The following is a 21,676-nucleotide window of genomic DNA, read 5'->3' as shown; positions in this document are numbered from 1 at the left end:
CGCAGACGACCGCCCCGGGGCGAGGGCCGGGCCCCCCCCCCCCCCCCCCCCCCCCGCCCCCCCCCCCCCCCCCGCCCCCCGCCCCGCCCCCCCCCCCCCCCCCCCCCCCCCCCCCCCCCGGGGCAGGGCCAGCGCGACCACCAGCAGCACCACCCACGCGAGCACGAAGGCGGCCGGGACGGTCAGGAAGAACCACGAGCCGCGCCGCTGGTCGCTCTCGCGCCGGCGGCGGTCCTCCCACTCGCGGGCCCACCCCCGGCGGGCGGTGGGGGTCTGGGCCGTCAGCTCCCCGAGCCGGGCCGTCCACAGGTGCACCAGCCGGGTCGTCACCCGCACCCCCGGCCAGGCCACCGCGGCCAGGACCAGGCCGAGCAGCGCCAGCACCGGTGCCACCACCCGCGCCCACGCGCCGTCGGCGGCCATCGCCGCGGTGTAGGCGATCGTCAAGAACGCCTCCGCCGCCAGCAGCGCGTTCACCCGCTCGTGCAGCCAGCGGATCTCGAACGCCAGCTCGGCCAGGGCGGTCTCGACCAGCTCCTGCGGCGCCGGCTCCTCAGCCACGTGCTCCTCCTCGGGCTCGCCGTGAACGCCCCTCACCTGCTGTGCAGCGGAGCTCAGGGTGCCACCTCGCGCTCCGCTCGCGCTGGTCGTGTCCCGCCGGCTGGACGCGGGGCGAGCGCCCTCGGACCGACGGCGGCGGCGCGCCGTGCGGGCTACCGCCGGCCGTAGCGGGCGAGCGCGGTCAGCACGGCCTCCTCCACCGCGTGGGCGACCTCGGAGGGTGCGGGGTCCCAGTCGGGCAGGAGCATCCTGGGCCACAGCACGAAGTTGGAGATCATGCCCAGCAGCTGGGTCGCCGCCGTCGTCGCGTCCTCGACGTCCAGCGAACCCGCCTCCGCGGCGGCCTGGAGGTAGCGACGCACCTCCTCGAAGAACGGCATCTTGCCGAGGTCGAACTGCCGGCGCCCGAGCTCGGGGGACGCCGGTGCCTGGGCGATGACCAGCCGGACGAGCCCGGCCGTCCTCGGCCGGCCGATCAGGTCCGCGTACGCGGTGCCCAGCTCCCGCAGCCCCCTGCCCGGGTCGGTGGGGTCCAGTCGCGCGGTGAGCCGCACCCCGGGCGCCCACACCTCCTCGACGATCGCGTCGAACAGGGCGTCCTTGGTGGGGAACTGCTTGAACAGGGTGGCCCTCGAGACCTGAGCCGCCGCCGCGACCTGCGCCAGGGAGGTGCGGGCGAAACCCTGCGTCCCGAAGAGCGTCGCGGCGGCGGCGAGGATCGCGGCGCGCTTGTCGGCGGCGACCCGCTGGTGGAAGGAGGACGTACCGGGCACGGGACGACGGTACCGGGTGGTGAGTCGCTTGACTCGCCCCACCGGATCGGTCACACTCATGAGGTGAGTCGAGTGACTCACCTCATGAGGGAGGTGCGGCGCACGTGCGCTTCGACCAGGATGTCGTGCTGATCACCGGAGCCACCGGCGGCATGGGCTCGTCCCACGCCCGCGGGTACCACGCCGAGGGCGCTCGCGTCGTGCTCGCCGGCCGCCGCGACGGGGCCGGGCGGGCCCTCGCCGACGAACTGGGTGAGCGAGCGCTGTTCGTCCACCTCGACGTCACCGACCCCGGTGACTGGGAGCGCGCGGTCGCGACCACCGAGGGGACGTTCGGGCCGATCACCGTGCTGGTCAACAACGCGGGCCTGCAGACGCCGCCCGCGCCGATCGAGCACACCGACCCGGCGGCGTGGTCGCGCGCGTTCGCGGTCAACTCCACCGGCCCGTTCCTGGGGATCCGGGCGGTGGTCCCCTCGCTGCGCCGCGCCGGGGGAGGGAGCATCGTCAACGTCGTCTCGACGATGGCCAACGTCGGCACGGCGTGCTTCGCGCCGTACACCGCCTCCAAGTGGGCGGTGCGCGGGCTGACCCGGACGGCCGCCCTGGAACTGGGCCGCGACGGCATCCGGGTGAACTCGGTGCACCCGGGCGTCGTCTCCACCCCGTTCGTCCACGACCCGGTGCCCGGGTCCGACACCGCGATCGCCGACGCCTACTCGCCCGACGCCTTCGCCGTGCCGCGCCTGGCCCGGCCGCGCGAGATCACCGACGTGGTGCTGTGGTTGAGCTCGTCGGAGGCCGGCTTCGTCACCGGTGCCGAGTTCGTGGTCGACGGGGGTCTGCTGCTGGGACCGGCGATGCCGGCGGGGGAGCCGGTCGAGGCCTGACCGCCGATCCGCTGCTACTTTCGCGCCCGTGGCGACGAACCCCCGGCCGGTCCTCGACGCGAGCGACCACGCCATCGTGCAGCACCTGCAGCGCGACGGGCGCACCAGCGTCGCGGAGCTGGCCCGCGCGATCAACCTCTCCGCCAGCGCCACCGCCGAGCGGCTGCGCCGCTTGACCGACACCGGGGTCATCACCGGCTACAGCGCCACCCTGGATCCCGAGGCGCTGGGCTACACCGTCAGCGCGTTCGTGCGCCTGGCCTACCCCACGGGCAACTACAAGCCCTTCCACGACCTGCTCGCCACCACCCCAGAAGTGATCGAGGCGCACCACGTCACCGGCGAGGACTGCTTCGTGCTGAAGGTTCTGGCCCGCTCCATGCGCGACCTGGAGCGCATCACCGGCAAGCTGGCCACCCTGGGCGCCATCACCACCAGCGTCGTCTACTCCAGCCCGCTGCCGCGCCGGCACCTCGAACCCGCGTAGGCGCTGCGGCGCGCCGTTCACGCGGGGGGCGGGCCCGCGCTCCGGCCACCCCCGGCGGCGTCGGCACCCCCGGCGGCGTCGGCACCCCCGGCGGCGTCGGCACCCCCGGCGGCGTCGGCACCCCCGGGGGGACCGGTGGGACGGGTGCGTGCGCCGGCGCGCAGGGCGGCACCGGCGTCGTCGCACAACTGCCGCACGTCCCCGCCCGGCCGGTGGTCCGCGCTGCCGGTGGAGACGGTGACCCGCCAGCCGGCGATGCCGTCCTCGGCGACCACCCGGCGCACCCGCTGGGCCAGGCGCTCGGCGGAGCGCGCGTCCGTGTCGGGCAGCAGCACGGCGAACTCGTCGTCGCCCACCCGCGCCAGCAGGTCCGTGCGCCGCAGCGTCATCTGCACGCGCGCGGCGACCTCGGCCAGCACCGCCTCGCCGGTCCGCTGCCCCGCGACGTGGTGGATGCGATCGAAGCGGTCCACGTCGACCAGCGTCAGCGCCAGCGGCGCGGGGTGGCGCTCGAGGCGGGCCAGTTCGTCGGCCGCGCGCTCCTCGAGCCGGCGGCGGTCCGCGGCGCCGGTGAGGGGGTCGGTGCGGGACTGCTCGTGCAGCCGGCGCGTGAGGACCCGCACCTGCTGGTGGGACGCCTGCGCCTCCTGCGCGGCGCTGCGCAGGGCCAGTTCCGCGGCGACCACCGCGGCCAGGTCCTCCAGGAGCAGCAGGTCGTCCTCGGACCAGCGCCGGGCCACGACGTCGGCGGCGCAGAAGGCGCCCAGGGTGAGCTCGCCCTGGCGCAGCGGGAACCCCGCGTAGGCGCGGGCGCCCATCTCCCGCACCGCGGCGTGCTCGCGGTAGGCCGGGTCCCCGCGCGCGTCGAAGAGGACCACCGGGCCGTCCAGGCGCACGACGTGGGCGCACAGGGAGTGCGACAGCGGTGCCCAGCCGCGCGAGGCCCAGGGCTCGGGCAGGCCCACCGCCGCCTGCACGACCTCCCGGTCGGCGTCGACGCACGAGACCATCGCCAGCGGCACCCGCAGCACCCGCGCGGCCAGCCGCACCAGCCGCTGCAGCTCGTCGGCGTGCTCACCGGCGCGCACCGCGGCGCGGACCGCCCGGAGGCGCTCGGCCTCCGCCAGCGGCCCGGTCGGCGGCTGTGCGGACCGGGGCACCGGGCCATGCTCACCCCGGGCGGGTACCTCGGCAAGCCGCGCCGGACCCGCCACCCGGGCGCGGCCGCACCGGTGGCGCCGGGGCGAGCCGCTGCCCGCTCGGCCCCGACGAGCGCCTGGGGCGCGCGGGCGGCGTGCCGCGCGACCGCGGCCGGTCAGCCGCTGGTGGAGCGCTCGGCCGGCGGAACCCGGGTGGCTCGTGGTGCGCGTGCGGCAGCGCCGTCCCGCCCCGGCCCGCCGTCGGGCGCGGCGGCACCCGTGAGCGGGGGCGGCTCGTCGGGCCCGGGGCGCCCGGCGGGCGCGCCCGTCACCCCGGGAGCGCCGGGCCCCGGCGGCGGGACGGGCGCCGGGCGCGCCGCGGGAGCCGGTGCTGCCGCGGTGGGCGTCGCGGTGGGCGGCGCGGTGGGCGGCGCGGTGGGCGCGTACCCGGCGATGGCGCCGAAGAGCACCGCCACGGGCACGGCGGCGGCCAGCAGCGTCAGCCGCTGGGTGCGGCCGGCTTCCACCGCCCAGGGGATCAACGTGAGGGTGGCGAAGGAGGTGGCGGCGATGCTCAGGGCCTTGCGGGTGCGGAACCGCGACACCACCGCCTCCTCCCTCGACACCTCGGGTCCTGCGGGCGCGCTGCCCGGCGCCGGGGCGCAGCACCCAGCATCGCCCGAGCACCGCTGCGAGCGCCAGCGGGTGCCCGGCGGGCGCTGCGGGGGTGCGGCACGGGTGGACGTGCCGGACCGGCTCCCGCGCCGGTGCTCACCCCCCGCCGCGCGCGCCGAACCGGGCGGGCCGCAGGGGCTCCAGCTCGTCCGCCCGGACACCGTGCACGACCTCGGCGGCGATCAGGCGCGCCGCCGCAGGGGCCAGGGTGATCGCCGAGTGCATCACCGCCAGGTGCACCCCGCCCACCCGCGGCAGCGGGCCGAGGACCGGCAGCCCGTCCGCCGGCACCGGCCGCGCGCCGACCCGCACGCCGAGCAGGCGCACCGCCCCGGCACCGGTGGTGCCGGCCGCACCCGCGGTGTCGAACGCGGCGCTCAGGCGCCGCAGCGCCGCCTCGCCGGCACGTCGCAGGTCCTCGGGCCCGACCTCGCCGTGGTGGTCCACGGCGATGAGCACCTGCCCGTCGGCGTCCTGGCGGACCTCCAGGGAGGGGCCGGCGACCACGGTGCGCACCAGGTGCGCCGGCGCCTCGGCGCGCACCAGCAGCGCCGGGGACGGTGCCACCGGCAGCTCGAAGCCGAGCGGTGCGCACAGCTCGGGCGTCCTCACCCCGGCGGCCAGCACGACGGCGTCGGCGGGCACGGTGCCCGCGGAGGTGCGCACCGCCACGAGCCGTCCCTCGTGCACCTCCAGCGCGTGGGCGGCGGTGCGGGTCAGCAGCCGCGCCCCGTGCCGGCACGCCGCCCGCACCAGCGCCCGCGTCACCGCCACCGGGTCCACTGCCCCGTCGTGCAGCAGGTGCACCGCGCGCGCCGGGTGGGTGCGCAGGTGCGGCTCCAGCCGCGCCAGCTGCGCGGCGTCCAGGAGGCGCTCCCCGGACCCGGGCCCCGCCGGTCGCTGCTCCTGCTCGTCGCCCCACGTCACGCAGCCGCTCCAGCGCACCCGCACCCCCGGCACCAGCGCCTCCAGGCGCCGGTACGCCGGCAGCGCCAGGCGGCGCAGCGGTGTGCTGGGGTCGGGAGGGTCCGTGGCGCGCGGTGCGCCGATCCACGCGAAGGAGTCCGCGCTGACCCCCGAGGCCGGCAGCGACTCCTCCAGCAGGAACACCTCCGCCCCCGCCCGCGCCGCCTCGTGGGCCACCGCCGCCCCGACGATGCCGGCCCCGACCACGACGAGGCGCACCGGGCGCCCTCCCTCCCGCACCCGGGCCCCTGCGCGAGCAGGACCCGGTCCGTGCTCCCGGTGCTCCGGCGACCTCACGGACGTCGCCGCCGCACCCGCCGCGCCCGTCGGGGCAGCGGCTGCGGCGCTCACCCCGGGATCGTAGGGACCCGCCCGTCCGACGGCCACGGCGTTCGACGTCCCGCGCCCGCGGGTGCGAGCGGCGAGGCCGGGGGAGCCGTCGCACCGGGCCGTCGCACCGGTGGGTGCCCCCGGTGGGAGCGTGCCGGCGGGTGGCGCGGGTGCGGGTGCGCGGGGCAGCATCGGGGACGTCCGGCGCTCACCGGTGGCGCTCGGGGGTTCGGGCGCGGGCACGGCGCGGGCGGTGGGACCCGAGGGGGTGGTGCGGTGGTCGGGGACTTCGCCGAACTGCTGGTGCTGGTGCTGCGGGACGTCCTGCGGGACGTCCTGCGGTCTGCCAGGCGCCGGCGCGGCGGCTGACCCGCTCGGACCGGTGGACTCGCCGGTGCCCGGGACCCGGGGCCGGTGCGGCTGCGCCGGTGGTGCGCGGTCAGCGTCCGGCGGACCGCCGCGCCCGTTCCTTGATCTCGACGATGACGTCGGTCTTGGCGTCGGCGTAGGCGTTCGAGTCGTCCCAGCGCCGGGTGAGCAGGGCCCGCTTGGTGTCCTCGTAGAGCGCGCGGTCGCCCGCGTCGGAGCGCAGGTGGTCGCGCAGGAGGAGGTAGTCGGCCACGGCGGGGTCGTCGCGCTGGTACAGGTGCACGTGCACGTCGCGCGCCGGCGTGCGCACCAGGCGGTGCCCCGGCTCGCGGACCCGCAGCTCGTAGCCCGCGGCCACGAGCGCGTCGACGTGGTCCTCCTCGGCGGTGATGTCGTCCACCGCGACCACGACGTCGACGACCGGTTTCGCGGCCAGCCCGGGCACGGACGTGGAGCCGATGTGCTCGACGTCGGCGTCCAGCCCCGCGAGGGCCTCGCGGATCCGCGCCCGGTGCTCCAGGTAGGTCCGCGCCCACCGCTCGTCGGGCTCGTGCAGTTCGAGGTGGAGCGGTTCGACGCCCCCCACGAGCTCCACCGCGGTGACGTCGGGTCGGCGCGGGCGCCTGCTCGTGCTCACCCGGGCATCCTCGCACCCGCGCGCCGGCGCGCAGCCCTCACGCGCCGGGACCGGCCGCCACGGACAGCGCCTCGGCGCGGTGCGCGTCGTGCTCGGCCAGGCGCGCGAGCAGCGAGGCGCGCACGTCGCGGTAGGTGTCCGGGCCCAGCGGCAGGCGCAGCGGGGTCCTGCCGGAGTCGACCAGCGCGACCATGGCGTCCACCACCTTCTGCGGGTCGCTCGGCAGCGGGAAACCGCCGGAGGCCAGCGCCCGGCGCACCTCGCCGGCGGGGGTGGCGTCGTACTCGGGCGCGGCGGGCGCGGTGTCCAGCGACCCGCCGAAACCGGTGGGCGTGGCCCCGGGCTCGACGATGGTCAGCGCGAGTCCGAACGGTGCGATCTCCTGCGCCACCGTCTCGCAGAAACCCTCCACGCCCCACTTGGAGGCGTGGTAGTAGCCGAAACCCGGGTAGGTCGTCTGCCCCCCGGCGGTGGAGACTTGCAGGATCCGGCCGTGCCCCTGGGCGCGCAGGTGCGGCAGCACCGCCCGCACGACGTGGATCGAGCCGAGCAGGTTGGTCTCGACGACCCGGCGGACCTGCTCGTCCGAGGCCTCCTCCACCGCGGCGAAGAGCCCGTGGCCGGCGTTGTTCACGACGACGTCGATCGTCCCGAACCCGCCGAAGGCGTCGTCCACGACCTCGCCGACCCGCTGCGCGTCGGTGACGTCCAACGTGGCGACCCGCAACCGATCGCCGTGCCGGGCGCGCAGGTCGTCCAGCGCCCCGGGCCGGCGCGCGGTGGCGGCGACCTGGTCGCCGCGCGCCAGCAGCGTCTCCGTGAGGCGCCGCCCGAACCCGGAGGACGTGCCGGTGATGAACCACGTGCTCGTCATGGTGCCCCTCTCGTCGTGTCCTGGCACCTGCCAGGGTCGAGCGGTGCGGCCGTGCGCACAAGCGACGGATCCGCACCGCAGCCGTGCGCAGAACTCATGGCCCGTCTACGCTGCCGACGTGCCCGAGCTGACGCTCACCGCCCTGCGCGTCGTGGTCGAGGTCGCGCGCCGGGGCTCGTTCACGTCCGCGGCCGAGGCCCTGGGCTACACGCAGTCGGCCGTCTCGCGCCAGGTGGGTGCCGCGGAGTCGGCGGTGCGCAGCCCGCTGTTCGAGCGCGGCGCCCGCGGCGTCGTGCCCACCCCGGCCGGCGAGGTCCTCGTGCGGCACGCCCGGCGCGTCCTCGACCAGCTCGCCGCGGCCGAGGCGGAGGTCGCCGGCCTGCGCGACCGGCTGGCGGGCCGGCTGGTCGTCGGGGCGTTCCCGACCGCCGCGGCGCAGCAGGTCCCGCGCGCCATCGCCCGGCTGCAGCGCGCGCACCCCGCGCTCGCGGTGGACCTGCGCGAGGCGGGCAGCCCCGCCCTGGTGCGCCAGCTGCGGGCGCGCCGCGTCGAGGTCGCCCTCGTCGCGCGCGGCGACGGTCTGCCCGAGCCCGACCTGAGCGGGTTGCGCGCCGAGCACCTGGCGCGGGGGGTCCTCGGCGTCGCCGTGAGCGTCGAGCACCCCCTCGCCGCGCGCGGGGAGGTCCGCGTGGAGGACCTCGCCGGGGAGGCGTGGGTCGTCGGCTCGGGCGAGGGGCCGCAGTTCGGGGCCTGGCCCACCCTGGCCGAGCCCCGCACCGCCTACCGGGTGCAGAGCTGGCAGACGCGCCTGGGGATCGTGGCGGCCGGGCTGGCCGTCTCCCTCGTGCCCCGGAGCTCCGCCGAGGTCCTGCCCCGGTCGGTGACGTGGCTGCCCGTGGTCGACCCCGCGCTGCAGCTGGACCGCGAGACCCTCGTGCTCACCCGCCCCGAGCCCGGTCCGGCGGCGCGCTCCTTCGTGCGCGCGCTGCGCGAGGTGGCCGCCCCGGCCGGCGACGCGTGAGCCGGGGCGGACCTACCCTGGGCCCGCGAGCCGGGAGCACCGGGGAGGTCGACGTGACGATCAGCGCAACCGCGCCCCGCGGCGGGCTGGACGTGGCCAGCTTCGACGCCTGGCGCCACCTGCCGGCGCAGCGACCCGCGCACACCAGCCCCGGCTGGTGGCCCGAGGTGCTGGTGCGCCGCTACGACGAGCCCGCCGCTGCGGAGGAGTTCACCACCGCGCCCACGCGCGACCTGCTGCTGGTGGTGCAGCGCTCGGGCGCCTACCGCCTGGAGAGCCGGCGCGGGCGGCGCTGGTCCGGGGCCGACTACGGCCCCGGCGCCATGGGGGTCACCGCCCCGGGGGTCTCCTCGGTGCTGCGCTGGCGCCCGGCGCCGGGAGCCGCCCCCACCGCCGCTGCCGAGGCGGCCAGCACCGTGCAGATCCACCTCGCCGCCAGCCTGCTGGCGGAGGCCTCGCGGGCCCTGGGCCGGCCCTGGCGCGCCGGGGAGCAGCCCGACGCCCTCTCGCTGGAGCACCCCGGGGTGCTGGCCGCCGCGAACGCCCTGGCCGTCGCCGCCGAGCACGGCGCCCCGCGCCTGGCCGCCGAGGCGCTCGCGCAGGCCGTGGCGGTGCAGCTCCTGGCCGCCGGCGCGCCGGGCCGCTCGTGGGCCGCACCCGCGCGCGCGGGGGTGCGGCCGCTGGGCCCCGGCCAGGTGCGCCGGGTGGTCGAGCACCTGCACGCCCACCTGGAGGAGGAGGTCGGCCTGGCCGAGTGCGCCGCGCTCGTGCACACCTCGCGCGCGCACTTCCTGCGCGCCTTCACCGCGGCCACCGGGCTGACCCCGCACCGCTACCTGGTGGCGCTGCGCATGGACCGCGCCGCCCGGCTGCTGCGCTCGACGGACCTGGCGGTGCTCGACGTGGCGGTCAGCTGCGGCTACGCCGGCACCGGCCACTTCGCCGGCACCTTCCGCCGCCACCACGGCACCACGCCCTCGGCGTACCGCCGCGCGCACCGCGGCCCCGGCGCCTGAACCGCGCACCACGGCCCCGGCGCCTGAACCGCGCGCCGGGTGCCGCCGGGCCGGGCGCACTCGAGGGGGCGCACTCGAGGGGGCGCACCCGCGCACTCGGGGGTGCGCCCGGCCCGCGGTGCTGGCCGAGCATGCCGTTGTCGTCGCGACCGCAGCGGTGCGGCGCGCGCGGCACCGGAGACGTCGACCACCACGAGGAGCGAGATGAGCCAGAGCGCAGCAGCGGGCCGGGAGGGTGCACGCCGCGTGGCGGTGGTGACCGGGGGCTCCGGAGGCATCGGCAGGGCCTGCGCCGAGCGGCTGGCCGCCGACGGCTTCGCCGTCGTCGTGCACTACGCGGGCAACCCGGGGAGGGCGAAGGAGGTGGCCGAGGCGGTCGCCGCGGCCGGGGGCGCCGCGAGCACCGCCCAGGCGGACGTCGCCGACGTCGCGCAGGTGGCGTCGCTCTTCGACGGCGCCGAGCAGGAGTTCGGCGGCGTGGACGTCGTCGTGAACACCGCCGGCGTCATGCGCCTGGCGACCCTGGTGGAGGCGGACCTGTCCGAGGGCGGCGCGGTGGACGAGATGCTGCGCACCAACGTGCGCGGTGCCCTCGTCGTCTCCGCCGAGGCCCTGCGCCGGGTGCGCCCGGGCGGGGCGCTGATCAACTTCTCCACCTCCATCACCCGCTTCTCCTTCCCGACGTACGCCGCCTACGCGGCCACCAAGGGCGCCGTGGAGGCCGTGACGCCGGTGCTGGCCAAGGAGGCCGCCGGGCGCGACGTCACCGTCAACGCGGTGGCGCCGGGACCGACCGCGACACCGCTGTTCCTGGAGGGCAAGGACGAGGCGACCATCGCGCGGATGGCCTCGCTGAACCCGATGGGGCGCCTGGGCGAGCCCGGCGACATCGCCGAGGTCGTCGCCTTCCTCGCCGGTCCCGGGCGCTGGGTCAACGGCCAGGTGCTCTTCGCCAACGGTGGTGCGGTGTGAGCGCGCCGGGCGGGGTGGACGGCGACGCGGGCGCGGCGGGCGCTGCGCGCAAGGTCGTGCTGGTCTCCGGCGCCTCCAGCGGTTTCGGCGCGATGATCGTGCGCGAGCTGGCCGCGGCCGGGCACACCGCGTACGCCGGGATGCGCGATGCGCGGGGGCGCAACGCGCCGGCGGTGGAGGCCGCGCGCCGGCACGCGCGGGAGCACGGCGTGGACCTGCGCACCGTCGAGCTCGACGTGGGCGACCAGGCCAGCACCGACGCCGCGGTGGCGCAGGTGCTGCGCGAGCAGGGCCGCATCGACGTGGTGGTGCACAACGCCGGGCACATGGTGCTCGGCCCCGCCGAGGCGTTCACGCCCGAGCAGCTGCACGACGTCCTCGACGTCAACGCCGTCTCCACCCAGCGGCTGAACCGCGCGGTGCTGCCGCACCTGCGCGCGCAGCGCGACGGGCTCGTGGTCTGGATCGGCTCGACCAGCACCCGCGGGGGGACCCCGCCGTACCTGGCGCCGTACTTCGCGGCGAAGGCGGCCGAGGACTCCCTGGCCGTCTCCTACGCCGCCGAGCTGGCCCGCTTCGGCGTCGACACGGTCATCGTGGTGCCGGGCTCCTTCACCACGGGCACGAACCACTTCGCCCACGCCGGCGCGGCGGCCGACGAGGGGGTCGCCGCCCAGTACGAGGCCGAGTACGCCGGGCTGCTGGAGCAGGTGGGGGCGAAGCTGGCGGAGCTGTCCCCGCCGGACGCCGACCCCGCGGAGGTGGCCCGGCGGGTGGCCGCCGTGGTCGCGACGGCCAAGGGCGAGCGGCCCTTCCGCGTGCACGTCGACCCCGCCGACGACGGCGCCGAGCGCGTCAACGACCTCGGCGACCGGGTGCGCGCGCAGTTCTACCGGCGCATCGGCCTGGAGGACCTGCTGGGCCCGCGGGTGGACGCCGGCGCGCCGCGCTGACCGCTCCGCCCCGACCCCGCCGGGGGACGCGGCGGCGGGGCCGGGTGCCGGCGGGCACGCGCGTGCGTCCCGGGAGGGGTGGACCCGCCGCGGTCCCGGTGCGGGCGCGCACCCGCACCCCCCTAGGGTGGCGGGCATGGCGACGAACGTTCCCCACCTGACCCTCAACAACGGGGTCAGCGTCCCCCAGCTCGGTTTCGGCGTGTGGCAGGTCGGCGACGACGAGGTCGTCCCGGCCGTCGAGACGGCGCTGCAGGCGGGCTACCGCCACATCGACACCGCGGCGATCTACGGCAACGAGGCCGGCGTGGGCCGGGCGCTGGCCGCCTCCGGCATCGCGCGCGAGGAGCTGTTCGTCACCACCAAGCTGTGGAACGCCGAGCAGGGCTTCGACTCCACCCTGCGCGCCTTCGACGCCAGCCTGCAGCGCCTCGGCCTGGACGCCGTGGACCTCTACCTCATCCACTGGCCGGTGCCCGCCGCCGACGCCTACGTGGACACCTACGAGGCGTTCGAGCGCATCCACGCCGAGGGCCGCGCCCGCGCGATCGGCGTGTCGAACTTCCAGCCGCACCACCTGGAGCGGCTCCTCGGCGAGACGAGCGTGGTGCCGGCCGTCAACCAGGTGGAGCTGCACCCGTTCTTCCAGCAGGCCGAGCTGCGCGCGGCCGACGCCGCGCACGGCATCGTCACCGAGGCGTACAGCCCGCTGGCCTCCGGCAAGGGCGTCGTCGACGACCCCGAGGTCGTCGCCCTGGCGCGCGAGCACGGGCGCACCCCCGCGCAGGTCGTGCTGCGCTGGCACCTGCAGCTGGGCAACCTCGTCATCCCCAAGTCGGTCACGCCCGAGCGCATCCGCGAGAACTTCGACGTCTTCGACTTCGAGCTCTCCGACGCCGACCTGGCGCGCATCGCCGGCCTGGACCGCCCCGACGGGCGCGTGGGCGCCGACCCCGACCACATGAACGCCGGCGCCCCCGCCTGAGCGGCGCACCCGGGCCGGCGCCCCGCCGCGGCGGGGCGCCGACCCGCGGTCACGGTCGGCTCGGGGTCGGCTCGAGGGTCGGCTCAGGGCCGGGCCCGGCCCACCGGCTGGTCGATGGACACGTGCGCGTCCACGCCCGTCACGTGCACCACGCCGGGCACCGTGCGCAGCAGCACCGCCGCGATGCGCCGCTGCCCGGGGTCGTGCACCCCGTCGAGCACGACCACCCCGTCCTCGACCTCCACCCGCCACGGCTGACCGGGCAGGTCCTCGGCCAGGCGCGCCAGCGCCGCCTCGCGCACCTCCTCGTCCGGGTGGGCCACGGTGCGCAGCACGTCGCGGCGCGCGAGCACCCCGACCAGCCGGCGCCCGTCGCACACCGGGGCGGCGTGGATGCCGTGGTCCAGCAGCAGCGCGGCCGCGGTGGCCAGGTCGGTGCCCGGCTCCACCGTCAGCGGCCGCGTGGTCATCACCTCGGCCACCGTGCGCGGCGGCGCGGTCGCGTCCCCGCTGTCGCCGTCGCCGTCCAGCTCGTGGCTGCGCGGGTCGCTGCCCAGGCGATCGCGCAGCAGGTCGCTCTCGCTGAGCATGCCCACCAGGTGCCCGCGGGCGTCGAGCACCGGCACCGAGGAGATGCGGTGGTGCAGCAGGGTGCGCGCCGCGTGCGCCACCTCGTCGTCGTCCAGCACGGTCACCACCGGGACCGTCATCGCCTCGCGGACCAGCACCCCGACCACCTCCCGGTGCGCGCGCCGCGGCCCTCGCAGCGCTGCTGCCTCGATGGTCGCGCGTGCGCGCCGACCCCGCCAGAGCGGGCCCGTCGCGCCGGAGCGGCGCGCGCGGCCGCCGCGGTGGCCCACACTGGTCGCGCGGCGCAGCGAGGCGCCGCCCGGACCACCGACGGAGCGCGCCGTGACCGACACCTCCCGCGACACCTCCCGCGACACCTCCCGCGACACCTCCCGCGACACCTCCCGCGACACCTCCCGCGACCGCTCGGGCGGGCCCGCCGGCGACCTGCTGACGGGCGACTTCTACGGCTTCCAGGACGAGGTGCTCACCGACCGCGAGCGCGAGGCGGTGCTGGCGCTGCGCGCCTACCTGGAGGCCTCGGTGCGGCCGATCGCCGACGACTGCTGGGTGCGCGCGCGCTTCCCGCTGGAGGTGGTGCGCCCGCTGGCGGAGCTGGGCTGCTACGGCGCCGCCTGGCCCGAGACGCGCCGCTTCGAGGGCTCGGCGGTGCACCGCGGCTGGACGGCGATGGAGCTGGCCCGGGTGGACGCCTCGGTGGCCACCTTCGTCGGCGTGACCAGCGGCCTGGCGATGGGCTCGATCGCGCTGACCGGCTCGCCGGAGCAGCGCGAGCGCTGGCTGCCGCGCATGGGCCGCGGGGAGCTGGTGGGCGCCTTCGCCCTGACCGAGCCCGCCTCCGGCTCCGACGTGGCGCGCGGGCTGTCCACCACCGCCCGCCGCGAGGGCGGCACCTGGGTGCTCGACGGGGCCAAGCGCTGGATCGGCAACGCCACCTTCGCCGACGTGCTCGTGGTGTGGGCGCGCGACGTGGCCGACGGGTGCGTCAAGGGGTTCCTGGTCACCGCCGGCACGCCGGGCCTGACCACCACGAGGATCGAGGACAAGACGGCGCTGCGCTCGGTGCAGAACGCCGACGTCGTGCTGCGGGGGGTGCGTGTGCCCGAGGAGCGGCGCCTGGCCGGTGCGCGCTCGTTCAAGGACACCGCCGCCGTGCTGCGCCTGACGCGCGCGGAGGTCGCCTGGCAGGCGGTGGGCGTGGCGATGGGCGCCTACGAGGCGGCCCTGGCGCACGTGGGCGCGCGCGAGCAGTTCGGCCGCCCGCTGGCCTCGCGCCAGCTCGTGCAGGACCTGCTGGTGCGCAGCCTGGGCGACGTGACCGCCTCGCTGGCGCTGTGCGTGCAGGCCTCGCGGCTGCTCGACGCCGGCCGCCAGCGCGATGCGCACTCGGCGCTGGCCAAGGCGTACACCACCACGCGCATGCGCGAGACCGTCGCGCGCTGCCGCGAGCTGCTCGGCGGCGACGGGATCCTGCCCGCGCGCGGCGTGGCGCGCCACTTCGCCGACGCGGAGGCGATCTACTCCTACGAGGGCACCCGGGAGGTGAACACCCTCATCGTGGGACGGGCGATCACCGGTCACGACGCGTTCGCCTGACCGCCCGCCACGCGCCGCGCCCCGCGCGGCTGCGCGCGCCGGTGTGCGCGCCGGTGTGCGCGCCGGTGTGCGCGCCGGTGTGCGCAGCCCTCGGCGCGCGGCCTGGGCAGATCCGCCGCGCCCGGCGGCGTGTAACGAACGTGTGACACGTGCGGGGGGTTGTTGGTGAACAGCCGGGGATCGCCTACGGTCCCCCCTGGCCCCGCACCACGCGCCGCACGGCGCCGGGGCGCCGACGCGTGGACACCGACGCTGGAACGAGGAAGACGATGACCGAGCTGCCCGGGACGGACGAGACCCGCCGACCCACCCGCCGCGCCTTCACGCTGGCCTCCCTGGGGGCGGCCGCGCTGGTCACCACGAGCGCGTGCGCCGAGAGCCAGCGCGACGACAGCGGCGACGACGGCGCCGACGGCGGCGGCGCGAGCGACGCCACGTTCGTCTTCGGCGGCTCCTCCGACCCGGACTCGCTGGACCCGGTGTTCGCCTCCGACGGCGAGACGTTCCGCATCACCCGGCAGATCTTCGAGGGCCTGGTGTCCACCGAGCCGGGCACCACGGACCTGGCGCCCTCCCTGGCCACGGAGTGGACCCAGTCCGAGGACGGCCTCAGCTACACGTTCACCCTGCAGCAGGGCGTGACGTTCTCCAACGGCGAGCCGTTCGACGCGGCCGCGGTGGTGGCGAACTTCGAGCGCTGGTTCAACCTGCGCGGCCTGGCCCAGGGCGAGGACCTGGCGTACTACTACCGCTCCATCTTCCGCGGCTTCAGGACCAACGACGACCCGGCGCTGACCACCAGCCTGTACGCCGGCAGCACCGCGAACCCCGACGGCACCGTCACCGTCAACCTCACCTCGCCCTTCGCCGGGTTCCTGGCCTCCCTGACCCTGCCCGCCTTCGCCATGCAGGAGACCGGGGCCGTGACCGCCGGCGGCGGCGACGGCGCCGACGGCAGCGACCCGCGCCAGAGCGCCTACGCCACCTCCGGGCCGGTGGGCACCGGCCCGTTCGTCTTCGACTCCTGGCAGCGCGGGCAGCAGATCACCCTGCGGCGCAACGACGACTACTGGGGCGAGAAGGCCAAGGTCGCCACCGCCGTGGTGCAGTTCATCGGCGACGGCACCGCGCGGCGCCAGGCGCTGCAGAACGGCGACATCGACGGCTACGACCTCGTCGCCCCGGCGGACGTGGCCACCCTGGAGGAGGGCGGGTTCCAGATCCAGAACCGCCCGGCGTTCAACGTGCTGTACCTGGGCATCAACCAGGCCTACCCGCCGCTGGGCGACCTGCGGGTGCGCCAGGCCATCGCGCACGCCATCGACAAGGAGGCGGTCGTGCGCAACGCCCTGCCCGAGGGCACCGAGGTCGCCACCCAGTTCATGCCCAGCAACGTCATCGGCTACAACGAGGACGTCACCACGTACGAGTACGACCCCGACCGCGCGCGCCAGCTGCTCGCCGAGGCCGGCCAGTCGAACCTGACCATCCCGTTCAACTACCCCACGGACGTCTCGCGCCCGTACATGCCGGACCCGGCGACCATCTTCACGGCCATCTCCAGCCAGCTGAACGAGGTGGGCATCACCACCACGCCGGTGGCCGAGCAGTGGAGCCCGAACTACCTGGGCACCGTGCAGGGCGGCACCGAGCACGGCGTGCACCTGCTGGGCTGGACCGGCGACTACAACGACCCGGACAACTTCATCGGGGTGTTCTTCGGCGCGGCCACCAACGAGTGGGGCTTCGACGACCCGGGCCTGTTCGAGGGCCTGGCCGCCGCCCGCACCGTCACCGGCGAGGACGAGCAGGAGCAGGCGTACCAGGACCTCAACGAGCAGATCATGACGCTGCTGCCCGGGGTGCCGATCGCCAGCCCCGTGCCCTCGCTGGCCTTCGCCCCGGGCGTGAGCGGCTACACCGCCAGCCCGGTGCAGGACGAGGTGTGGAACACCGTCACGGTGAGCGCCGAGAGCTGATGCCCGTGCACCACCCGCGGCACCACCCGCGGCACCACCCCCGGCGCCGGCGGGGCCCGTGCTGACGTTCGTCGTGCGGCGCCTGGGCCTGCTCGTGCTGGTCCTCGTCGGCCTGTCGCTGCTGCTGTTCGCCTGGGTGCGCGCCCTGCCCGGCGACCCGGCGCGCGCCCTGCTGGGCGAGCGGGCCACCGCCGCCGGCATCGCCGCCGTCAACGAGCGCTACGGCTTCGACCAGCCCGTGTGGCAGCAGTACCTCACCTACCTGGGGCGGCTGCTGCGCGGGGACCTGGGCGCCTCCATCAACACCGGCGAGCCGGTGCTGAGCACGTTCGCCGAGCGCTTCCCCGCCACGGTGGAGCTCGCCGTCGTCGCGCTGGTGCTGGCCGTGGCCGTCGGGGTGCCCCTGGGCTACCTGGCGGCGCGCCGGCGCGGCGGGGTGCTCGACAACCTCGTCGTGGGCGGTTCCCTGCTGGGCGTGGTGGTGCCGGTGTTCTTCCTGGCGGTGCTGCTTAAGTACGTGCTGAGCATCGAGCTGGGCTGGTTCCCCACCTCCGGGCGGCAGGACCCGCGCATCGACGCCACGCACGTGACCGGCCTGTACGTCCTGGACGGGCTGCTCACCCGCGAGTGGGACGCCTCCTGGGACGCGCTGGTGCACCTGGTGCTGCCCGCCCTGGCGCTGGGGTCCATCCCGCTGGCCATCGTCGTGCGCATCACCCGCGCCTCCGTCATCGAGGTGCTCGGCGAGGACCACGTGCGCACCGCGCGCGCCAAGGGCCTGCCCGCGCGCGTCATCAGCCGGCGCCACGTGCTGCGCAACGCGCTGCTGCCGGTCTCGACCACCCTGGGCCTGCAGGCCGGCGCGCTGCTGTCCGGGGCGGTGCTCACCGAGACCGTGTTCTCCATCAACGGCATCGGCAGCTACCTGTTCACCGCCGTCAGCCAGCTCGACTACCCGGTCCTGCAGGGGTTCATCCTGTTCATCGCCCTCGTGTACGCCCTCGTCAACCTCGCCGTGGACATCAGCTACGGCTTCATCGACCCCCGGGTGCGTGTGTCGTGACCGCTCTGGACGCCGTCGCCGCCCAGCCGGCCGGCGGCCCGCCGCCGGAGGCCACCGGCGAGTCCGGCGCCGGCCCGTGGCTGGCCGCCTGGCGCCGCCTGCGCCGCAACCCCGCCGGCATCGTCGGCGCCGTCGTCGTGGGCGCCTTCGCCCTCGTGGCGCTGCTGGCGCCGGTGCTGGCCCCCCACGAGCCCGCCGGCGCGCAGTGGTTCAGCGAGGTCACCCCCACCTCGGTGCCCGGCCCCAGCGCCGGGCACCCGCTGGGCCTGGACGCCTTCGGCTCGGACCTGCTGACCCAGCTGCTGTACGGCGCGCGCTCCTCGCTGGTCATCGGCGTGGTCTCCACCGCGGTGGGCCTGCTGGCCGGCGCCGTGCTGGGCCTGCTGGCCGGCGGCATCGGCGGCTGGGTCGACACCGCCGTCATGCGCGTGGTCGACGTGCTGCTGTCCATCCCCTCGCTGCTGCTGGCCGTCTCGGTGGCCGCCGTGCTCGGGCGCGGCGGCGTCTCGATCATGCTGGCCATCGCCGCGGCGCAGGTGCCGATCTTCGCGCGGCTGCTGCGCGCCTCCCTGCTGGCCCAGCGCGGGCAGGAGTACGTCGTCGCGCTGCGCTCGCTGGGCCTGCGCCGGCGGCGCATCGTCGTGGGCCACCTGCTGCCCAACTCCCTGGGCCCGGTGCTCGTGCAGGCCACCCTGGTGCTGGCCACCGCCGTCATCGAGGTCGCCGCGCTGTCCTTCCTGGGCCTGGGCGACCCCGAGCCGACCGTGGCCGAGTGGGGCCGCATGCTCGTCACCGCCCAGGACCGCCTGGAGCAGGCCCCGCGCCTGGCGCTGTACCCGGGCACCGCCATCGCCGTCACCGCGCTGGGCTTCACCCTGCTGGGCGAGGCGCTGCGCGAGGCCCTGGACCCGCGGAGCGAGCGGTGAGCGCCCCCGCGCCCGCCACCGCGCCCGTGCCCGCCGCCGGCGGCGCCCCGCTGCTGGAGGTGCGCGACCTGCGGGTGACCTTCACCCGTCGCGGCCGCGCCCCCGTCACCGCCGTGGACGGCGTCTCCTTCACCGTCGGCGCCGGCGAGGTCGTCGGCCTGGTCGGCGAGTCCGGCTGCGGCAAGTCGGTCACCTCCCTGGCGGTCATGGGCCTGCTGCCGCGCCGCGGCACCCGCGTCGAGGGTTCGGTGCGCTTCGCCGGCACCGAGCTGCTGACGCTGCCGCCGGCGCAGCTGGCCCGCCGGCGCGGCAAGGACCTGGCGATGGTCTTCCAGGACCCCATGACGTCGCTGAACCCGGTGCTGACCCTGGGCCGGCAGCTGACCGAGGTGCTGCGCGCGCACACCGACCTCACCCGCGCGCAGGCGCGGGCCGAGGCCGTGGACCTGCTCGGCCGCGTCGGCATCCCCGACCCGCGACGGCGCGCGGGGGAGTACCCCCACCAGCTCTCCGGCGGCATGCGCCAGCGCGTGCTCATCGCCACCGCCCTGGCCTGCAGCCCGAAGCTGATCATCGCCGACGAGCCCACCACCGCCCTCGACGTCACCATCCAGGCGCAGGTCCTAGACCTGTTGACCACCCTCGTCCGGGAGTCCGGCACCGCCATGCTGCTCATCACCCACGACCTCGGCGTGGTCGCCGGCACGTGCGACCGCGTCAACGTCCTGTACGCCGGGCGCGTGGTCGAGCAGGCCCCGCGCCGCGAGCTGTTCGCCGCCCCCCGCCACCGCTACACCACCGGCCTGCTGGCCGCGGTGCCGCGCGTGGACGCCCCCGAGGGCACCGCCCTGCACCCGGTGCCCGGCAGCGTGCGCGACCTGCTGCCCTGGAGCCAGGGGTGCGCCTTCCTGCCGCGCTGCGCGCGCGGGGACGACGCCTGCCGCGGCGGGGAGATCGCCCTGGGCGCCCCGGGCCCGCGCGACGCCGGGCACCTGGCGCGCTGCGTGCACCCCGCCGGCGGGCCCGCCGGCGGCGCGGGCGCCACGGCCGCGGGCGGTGCCCGGTGAGCGCCGCCCCCGAACCCACCGCGCCCGCCGTGCCCACCGTGCCCGCCGTGCCCGCCGCCGGGGCCGGTGCGCCCGGTGCCGCCGGAGAGCCGCTGCTGCGCGTGCGCGGCCTGCAGGTGCACTACCCGGTGCGCACCGGTCTGCTGCGCCGCACCGTCGGCGCCGTGCGCGCCGTCGACGGGGTCGACCTGGACGTGGCGCGCGGGAGCACCTACGGGCTGGTCGGCGAGTCCGGCTGCGGCAAGTCCACCCTGGGCCGGGCCGTGCTGCGCCTGACCGAGCCGACCGCGGGGTCCGTCGCGGTCGGCGGCACGGACCTGCTGGCGCTGGGCCCGGAGGCGCTGCGCCGCGAGCGCCGCCGCCTGCAGATGGTCTTCCAGGACCCGCTGGCCAGCCTGGACCCGCGCCAGAGCGTCGAGAGCGCCCTGACCGAGCCGATGGCCGTGCACGGCCTGCCCGGCGGGGCGCGCGCGCACCGCGCCCGGGTGCGCGAGCTGCTCGAGCGCGTCGGGCTGCCCGCCGCGGCCGCCGGGCGCTACCCGCACGAGTTCTCCGGCGGGCAGCGCCAGCGCGTGGGCATCGCCCGCGCCCTGGTGCTCTCCCCGGAGCTGCTGGTGGCCGACGAGCCCGTCTCGGCCCTGGACGTCTCCGTGCAGGCGCAGGTGCTGGTGCTGCTGGAGGAGCTGCAGCGCGACCTGGGCCTGACCTACCTCGTCATCGCCCACGACCTGGCCGTGGTCAAGCACGTGAGCACCGCGGTGGGCGTGATGTACCTCGGCGCGCTCGTGGAGGAGGGGCCGGTCGGGCCGCTGTACGCCGCCCCGCTGCACCCGTACACGCGCGCGCTGCTCTCGGCCGCCCCCGTGCCCGACCCCGACGCCGAGCAGCGCCGCGAGCGCATCGTGCTCACCGGCGACCTGCCCAGCCCAGCCGACCCGCCCTCCGGCTGCCGCTTCCGCACCCGCTGCCCGTGGGTGCAGCCCACCCGCTGCGCCGACGAGCGCCCCGCGCTGCGCCCGGTGCCCGGGCACCCGCCCGGGCAGCGGGTCGCCTGCCACTGGGCCGAGGACATCGCCTCCGGGCGCCTGCCCGCGCGGGCGGCGGCGTGAGCGCCCCGGCGCACCGCCCGCGCGGACCCCGCCGTTGCCGCTGCGCGCGCGGTGTCGCTAGGTTGCCGCGCACGCCCTGACCAGCTGCGCCGATCCGCCTGCTGACCAGCGGGCCTGCCCCAGCCGGACGACCCGAGGTGACACCGTGGCTCTGCCTCCCCTGACCGCCGAACAGCGCGCCGCCGCCCTGGAGAAGGCGGCCGCCGCCCGACGCGAGCGCGCCGAGGTGAAGAACCGCCTCAAGTACGCCGGCGGCAGCCTGGAGGAGGTCGTCGCGGAGGGCCAGGAGAACGAGGTCCTGGGCAAGATGAAGGTCTCGGCGCTGCTGGAGTCCCTGCCCAACGTCGGCAAGGTGCGCGCCCGGCAGATCATGGAGGAGATCGGCATCTCCGAGTCGCGCCGCGTGCGCGGCCTGGGCGCGCACCAGATCGCCGCCCTCGTCGAGCGCTTCGGCGGCGCGCGTGGCGCCTCGCACGCTGGCGCCAACGGCACGGCCGGCGGTGCCGCGGCCGGTGGTGCCGGCGACGAGCCGGCCGCCGGCTCCGGGAGCGCGTCCTGACCGTGCCCGACCAGCAGCCCGACCAGCAGCACCACCCCCTCACCGAGCACCACCCCCGGGGGGGGGGGGGGGGGGGGGGGGGGGGGGGGGGGGGGGGGGGGGGGGGGGGGGGGGGGGGGGGGGGGGGGGGGGAATATC

The 21,676-nt window shown here is 77.1% G+C and carries 21 protein-coding genes and 1 pseudogene; 14 read left to right on the top strand and 8 right to left on the bottom strand.

Annotation, left to right across the window (positions count from 1 at the left end; genetic code table 11):
- Together ACRYMN_RS18635 and ACRYMN_RS18630 are read right to left on the bottom strand one after the other, a co-directional pair.
- On the bottom strand, positions 1-561 hold a 561-nt coding region (locus ACRYMN_RS18635; RefSeq protein ID WP_432498349.1), incomplete at its 3' end, for a RipA family octameric membrane protein.
- 152 nt (positions 562-713) lie between these two features.
- Positions 714-1,334, bottom strand: a complete 621-nt coding sequence (locus ACRYMN_RS18630) for a TetR/AcrR family transcriptional regulator (protein WP_432498347.1) — start codon at positions 1,332-1,334, stop codon at positions 714-716.
- A gap of 125 nt (positions 1,335-1,459) precedes the next feature.
- On the opposite strand from ACRYMN_RS18630, the gene ACRYMN_RS18625 reads away from it, so the two are divergent.
- Positions 1,460-2,224, top strand: coding sequence for an SDR family NAD(P)-dependent oxidoreductase (locus tag ACRYMN_RS18625; protein WP_432498345.1), 765 nt, complete (start codon positions 1,460-1,462; stop codon positions 2,222-2,224).
- Positions 2,225-2,252: 28 nt separating this feature from the next.
- The gene (locus tag ACRYMN_RS18620) at positions 2,253-2,711 is read left to right on the top strand and encodes an Lrp/AsnC family transcriptional regulator (RefSeq protein WP_432498342.1); all 459 of its coding nucleotides are present in this window, start codon (positions 2,253-2,255) and stop codon (positions 2,709-2,711) included.
- Between the two features lie 17 nt (positions 2,712-2,728).
- Here the strand turns inward: ACRYMN_RS18620 and ACRYMN_RS18615 are convergent, their stop codons facing one another.
- The 5 genes from ACRYMN_RS18615 to ACRYMN_RS18595 form a co-directional block, all read right to left on the bottom strand.
- The gene (locus ACRYMN_RS18615) at positions 2,729-3,871 is read right to left on the bottom strand and encodes a sensor domain-containing diguanylate cyclase (RefSeq protein ID WP_432498340.1); all 1,143 of its coding nucleotides are present in this window, start codon (positions 3,869-3,871) and stop codon (positions 2,729-2,731) included.
- Positions 3,872-4,026: 155 nt separating this feature from the next.
- Positions 4,027-4,455, bottom strand: coding sequence for a hypothetical protein (locus tag ACRYMN_RS18610; protein ID WP_432498337.1), 429 nt, complete (start codon positions 4,453-4,455; stop codon positions 4,027-4,029).
- 166 nt (positions 4,456-4,621) lie between these two features.
- Entirely contained in the window at positions 4,622-5,731 is a 1,110-nt protein-coding gene (locus ACRYMN_RS18605; protein ID WP_432498335.1) for an NAD(P)/FAD-dependent oxidoreductase, read from the bottom strand.
- Positions 5,732-6,260: 529 nt separating this feature from the next.
- The gene (locus tag ACRYMN_RS18600; protein WP_432498333.1) at positions 6,261-6,827 is read right to left on the bottom strand and encodes a GrpB family protein; all 567 of its coding nucleotides are present in this window, start codon (positions 6,825-6,827) and stop codon (positions 6,261-6,263) included.
- A gap of 37 nt (positions 6,828-6,864) precedes the next feature.
- Positions 6,865-7,701, bottom strand: coding sequence for an SDR family oxidoreductase (locus ACRYMN_RS18595; RefSeq protein WP_432498330.1), 837 nt, complete (start codon positions 7,699-7,701; stop codon positions 6,865-6,867).
- A gap of 118 nt (positions 7,702-7,819) precedes the next feature.
- Here ACRYMN_RS18595 and ACRYMN_RS18590 point away from each other — a divergent pair, with 118 nt between their 5' ends.
- The 5 genes from ACRYMN_RS18590 to ACRYMN_RS18570 all read left to right on the top strand — a co-directional run bounded on the left by ACRYMN_RS18590 (position 7,820) and on the right by ACRYMN_RS18570 (position 12,648).
- Complete coding sequence (locus ACRYMN_RS18590; RefSeq protein WP_432498328.1) at positions 7,820-8,722, top strand: LysR family transcriptional regulator; 903 nt, start codon at positions 7,820-7,822, stop codon at positions 8,720-8,722.
- Positions 8,723-8,775: 53 nt separating this feature from the next.
- Positions 8,776-9,738 (top strand): AraC family transcriptional regulator, encoded by a 963-nt coding sequence (locus ACRYMN_RS18585; RefSeq protein WP_432498326.1) that lies wholly within the window; start codon positions 8,776-8,778, stop codon positions 9,736-9,738.
- A 204-nt stretch (positions 9,739-9,942) separates the two neighbouring features.
- Positions 9,943-10,710, top strand: a complete 768-nt coding sequence (locus ACRYMN_RS18580) for an SDR family oxidoreductase (RefSeq protein WP_432498323.1) — start codon at positions 9,943-9,945, stop codon at positions 10,708-10,710.
- Entirely contained in the window at positions 10,707-11,663 is a 957-nt protein-coding gene (locus ACRYMN_RS18575) for an SDR family oxidoreductase (RefSeq protein WP_432498321.1), read from the top strand. Before ACRYMN_RS18580 ends, ACRYMN_RS18575 begins: the two co-directional genes overlap by 4 nt.
- 136 nt (positions 11,664-11,799) lie before the next feature.
- A complete protein-coding gene (locus tag ACRYMN_RS18570) occupies positions 11,800-12,648 on the top strand; it encodes an aldo/keto reductase (protein ID WP_432498319.1) in 849 nt (282 codons plus the stop codon).
- Between the two features lie 83 nt (positions 12,649-12,731).
- Here ACRYMN_RS18570 and ACRYMN_RS18565 read toward each other — a convergent pair whose 3' ends face one another.
- A complete protein-coding gene (locus ACRYMN_RS18565) occupies positions 12,732-13,376 on the bottom strand; it encodes a CBS domain-containing protein (protein WP_432498317.1) in 645 nt (214 codons plus the stop codon).
- 289 nt (positions 13,377-13,665) lie between these two features.
- Here ACRYMN_RS18565 and ACRYMN_RS18560 point away from each other — a divergent pair, with 289 nt between their 5' ends.
- From ACRYMN_RS18560 to mihF, 7 genes and pseudogenes are all read left to right on the top strand, one after another.
- A complete protein-coding gene (locus tag ACRYMN_RS18560) occupies positions 13,666-14,835 on the top strand; it encodes an acyl-CoA dehydrogenase family protein (RefSeq protein ID WP_432498354.1) in 1,170 nt (389 codons plus the stop codon).
- A 269-nt stretch (positions 14,836-15,104) separates the two neighbouring features.
- A complete protein-coding gene (locus ACRYMN_RS18555) occupies positions 15,105-16,814 on the top strand; it encodes an ABC transporter substrate-binding protein (protein ID WP_432498316.1) in 1,710 nt (569 codons plus the stop codon).
- Positions 16,815-16,872: 58 nt separating this feature from the next.
- Positions 16,873-17,877, top strand: coding sequence for an ABC transporter permease (locus tag ACRYMN_RS18550; protein ID WP_432498314.1), 1,005 nt, complete (start codon positions 16,873-16,875; stop codon positions 17,875-17,877).
- Positions 17,874-18,803 (top strand): ABC transporter permease, encoded by a 930-nt coding sequence (locus ACRYMN_RS18545; protein ID WP_432498312.1) that lies wholly within the window; start codon positions 17,874-17,876, stop codon positions 18,801-18,803. Before ACRYMN_RS18550 ends, ACRYMN_RS18545 begins: the two co-directional genes overlap by 4 nt.
- Positions 18,800-19,870, top strand: a complete 1,071-nt coding sequence (locus ACRYMN_RS18540; protein ID WP_432498310.1) for an ABC transporter ATP-binding protein — start codon at positions 18,800-18,802, stop codon at positions 19,868-19,870. The genes ACRYMN_RS18545 and ACRYMN_RS18540 overlap by 4 nt, the downstream gene beginning before the upstream one ends.
- 38 nt (positions 19,871-19,908) lie before the next feature.
- Positions 19,909-20,979, top strand: a complete 1,071-nt coding sequence (locus tag ACRYMN_RS18535; RefSeq protein ID WP_432498352.1) for an ABC transporter ATP-binding protein — start codon at positions 19,909-19,911, stop codon at positions 20,977-20,979.
- A gap of 145 nt (positions 20,980-21,124) precedes the next feature.
- Positions 21,125-21,439 (top strand): annotated as a pseudogene (mihF, locus tag ACRYMN_RS18530) (integration host factor, actinobacterial type); the annotation flags it as partial.
- Positions 21,440-21,676: the final 237 nt, after the last annotated feature.

Origin of the sequence: Kineococcus gypseus (assembly GCF_050871305.1) — a bacterium.
GTDB classification, from domain to species: Bacteria; Actinomycetota; Actinomycetes; order Actinomycetales; family Kineococcaceae; genus Kineococcus; species Kineococcus gypseus.
This window is presented reverse-complemented; position numbering and strand designations above follow the sequence as displayed.

What these genes read in the sequence shown, in the direction of transcription:
- ACRYMN_RS18555 (WP_432498316.1), top strand. Translation starts at nt 15,105, where the DNA reads ATGACCGAGCTGCCCGGGACGGACGAGACCCGCCGACCCACCCGCCGC.
- ACRYMN_RS18580 (WP_432498323.1), top strand. Translation starts at nt 9,943, where the DNA reads ATGAGCCAGAGCGCAGCAGCGGGCCGGGAGGGTGCACGCCGCGTGGCG.
- ACRYMN_RS18570 (WP_432498319.1), top strand. Translation starts at nt 11,800, where the DNA reads ATGGCGACGAACGTTCCCCACCTGACCCTCAACAACGGGGTCAGCGTC.
- ACRYMN_RS18595 (WP_432498330.1), bottom strand. Translation starts at nt 7,701, where the DNA reads ATGACGAGCACGTGGTTCATCACCGGCACGTCCTCCGGGTTCGGGCGG.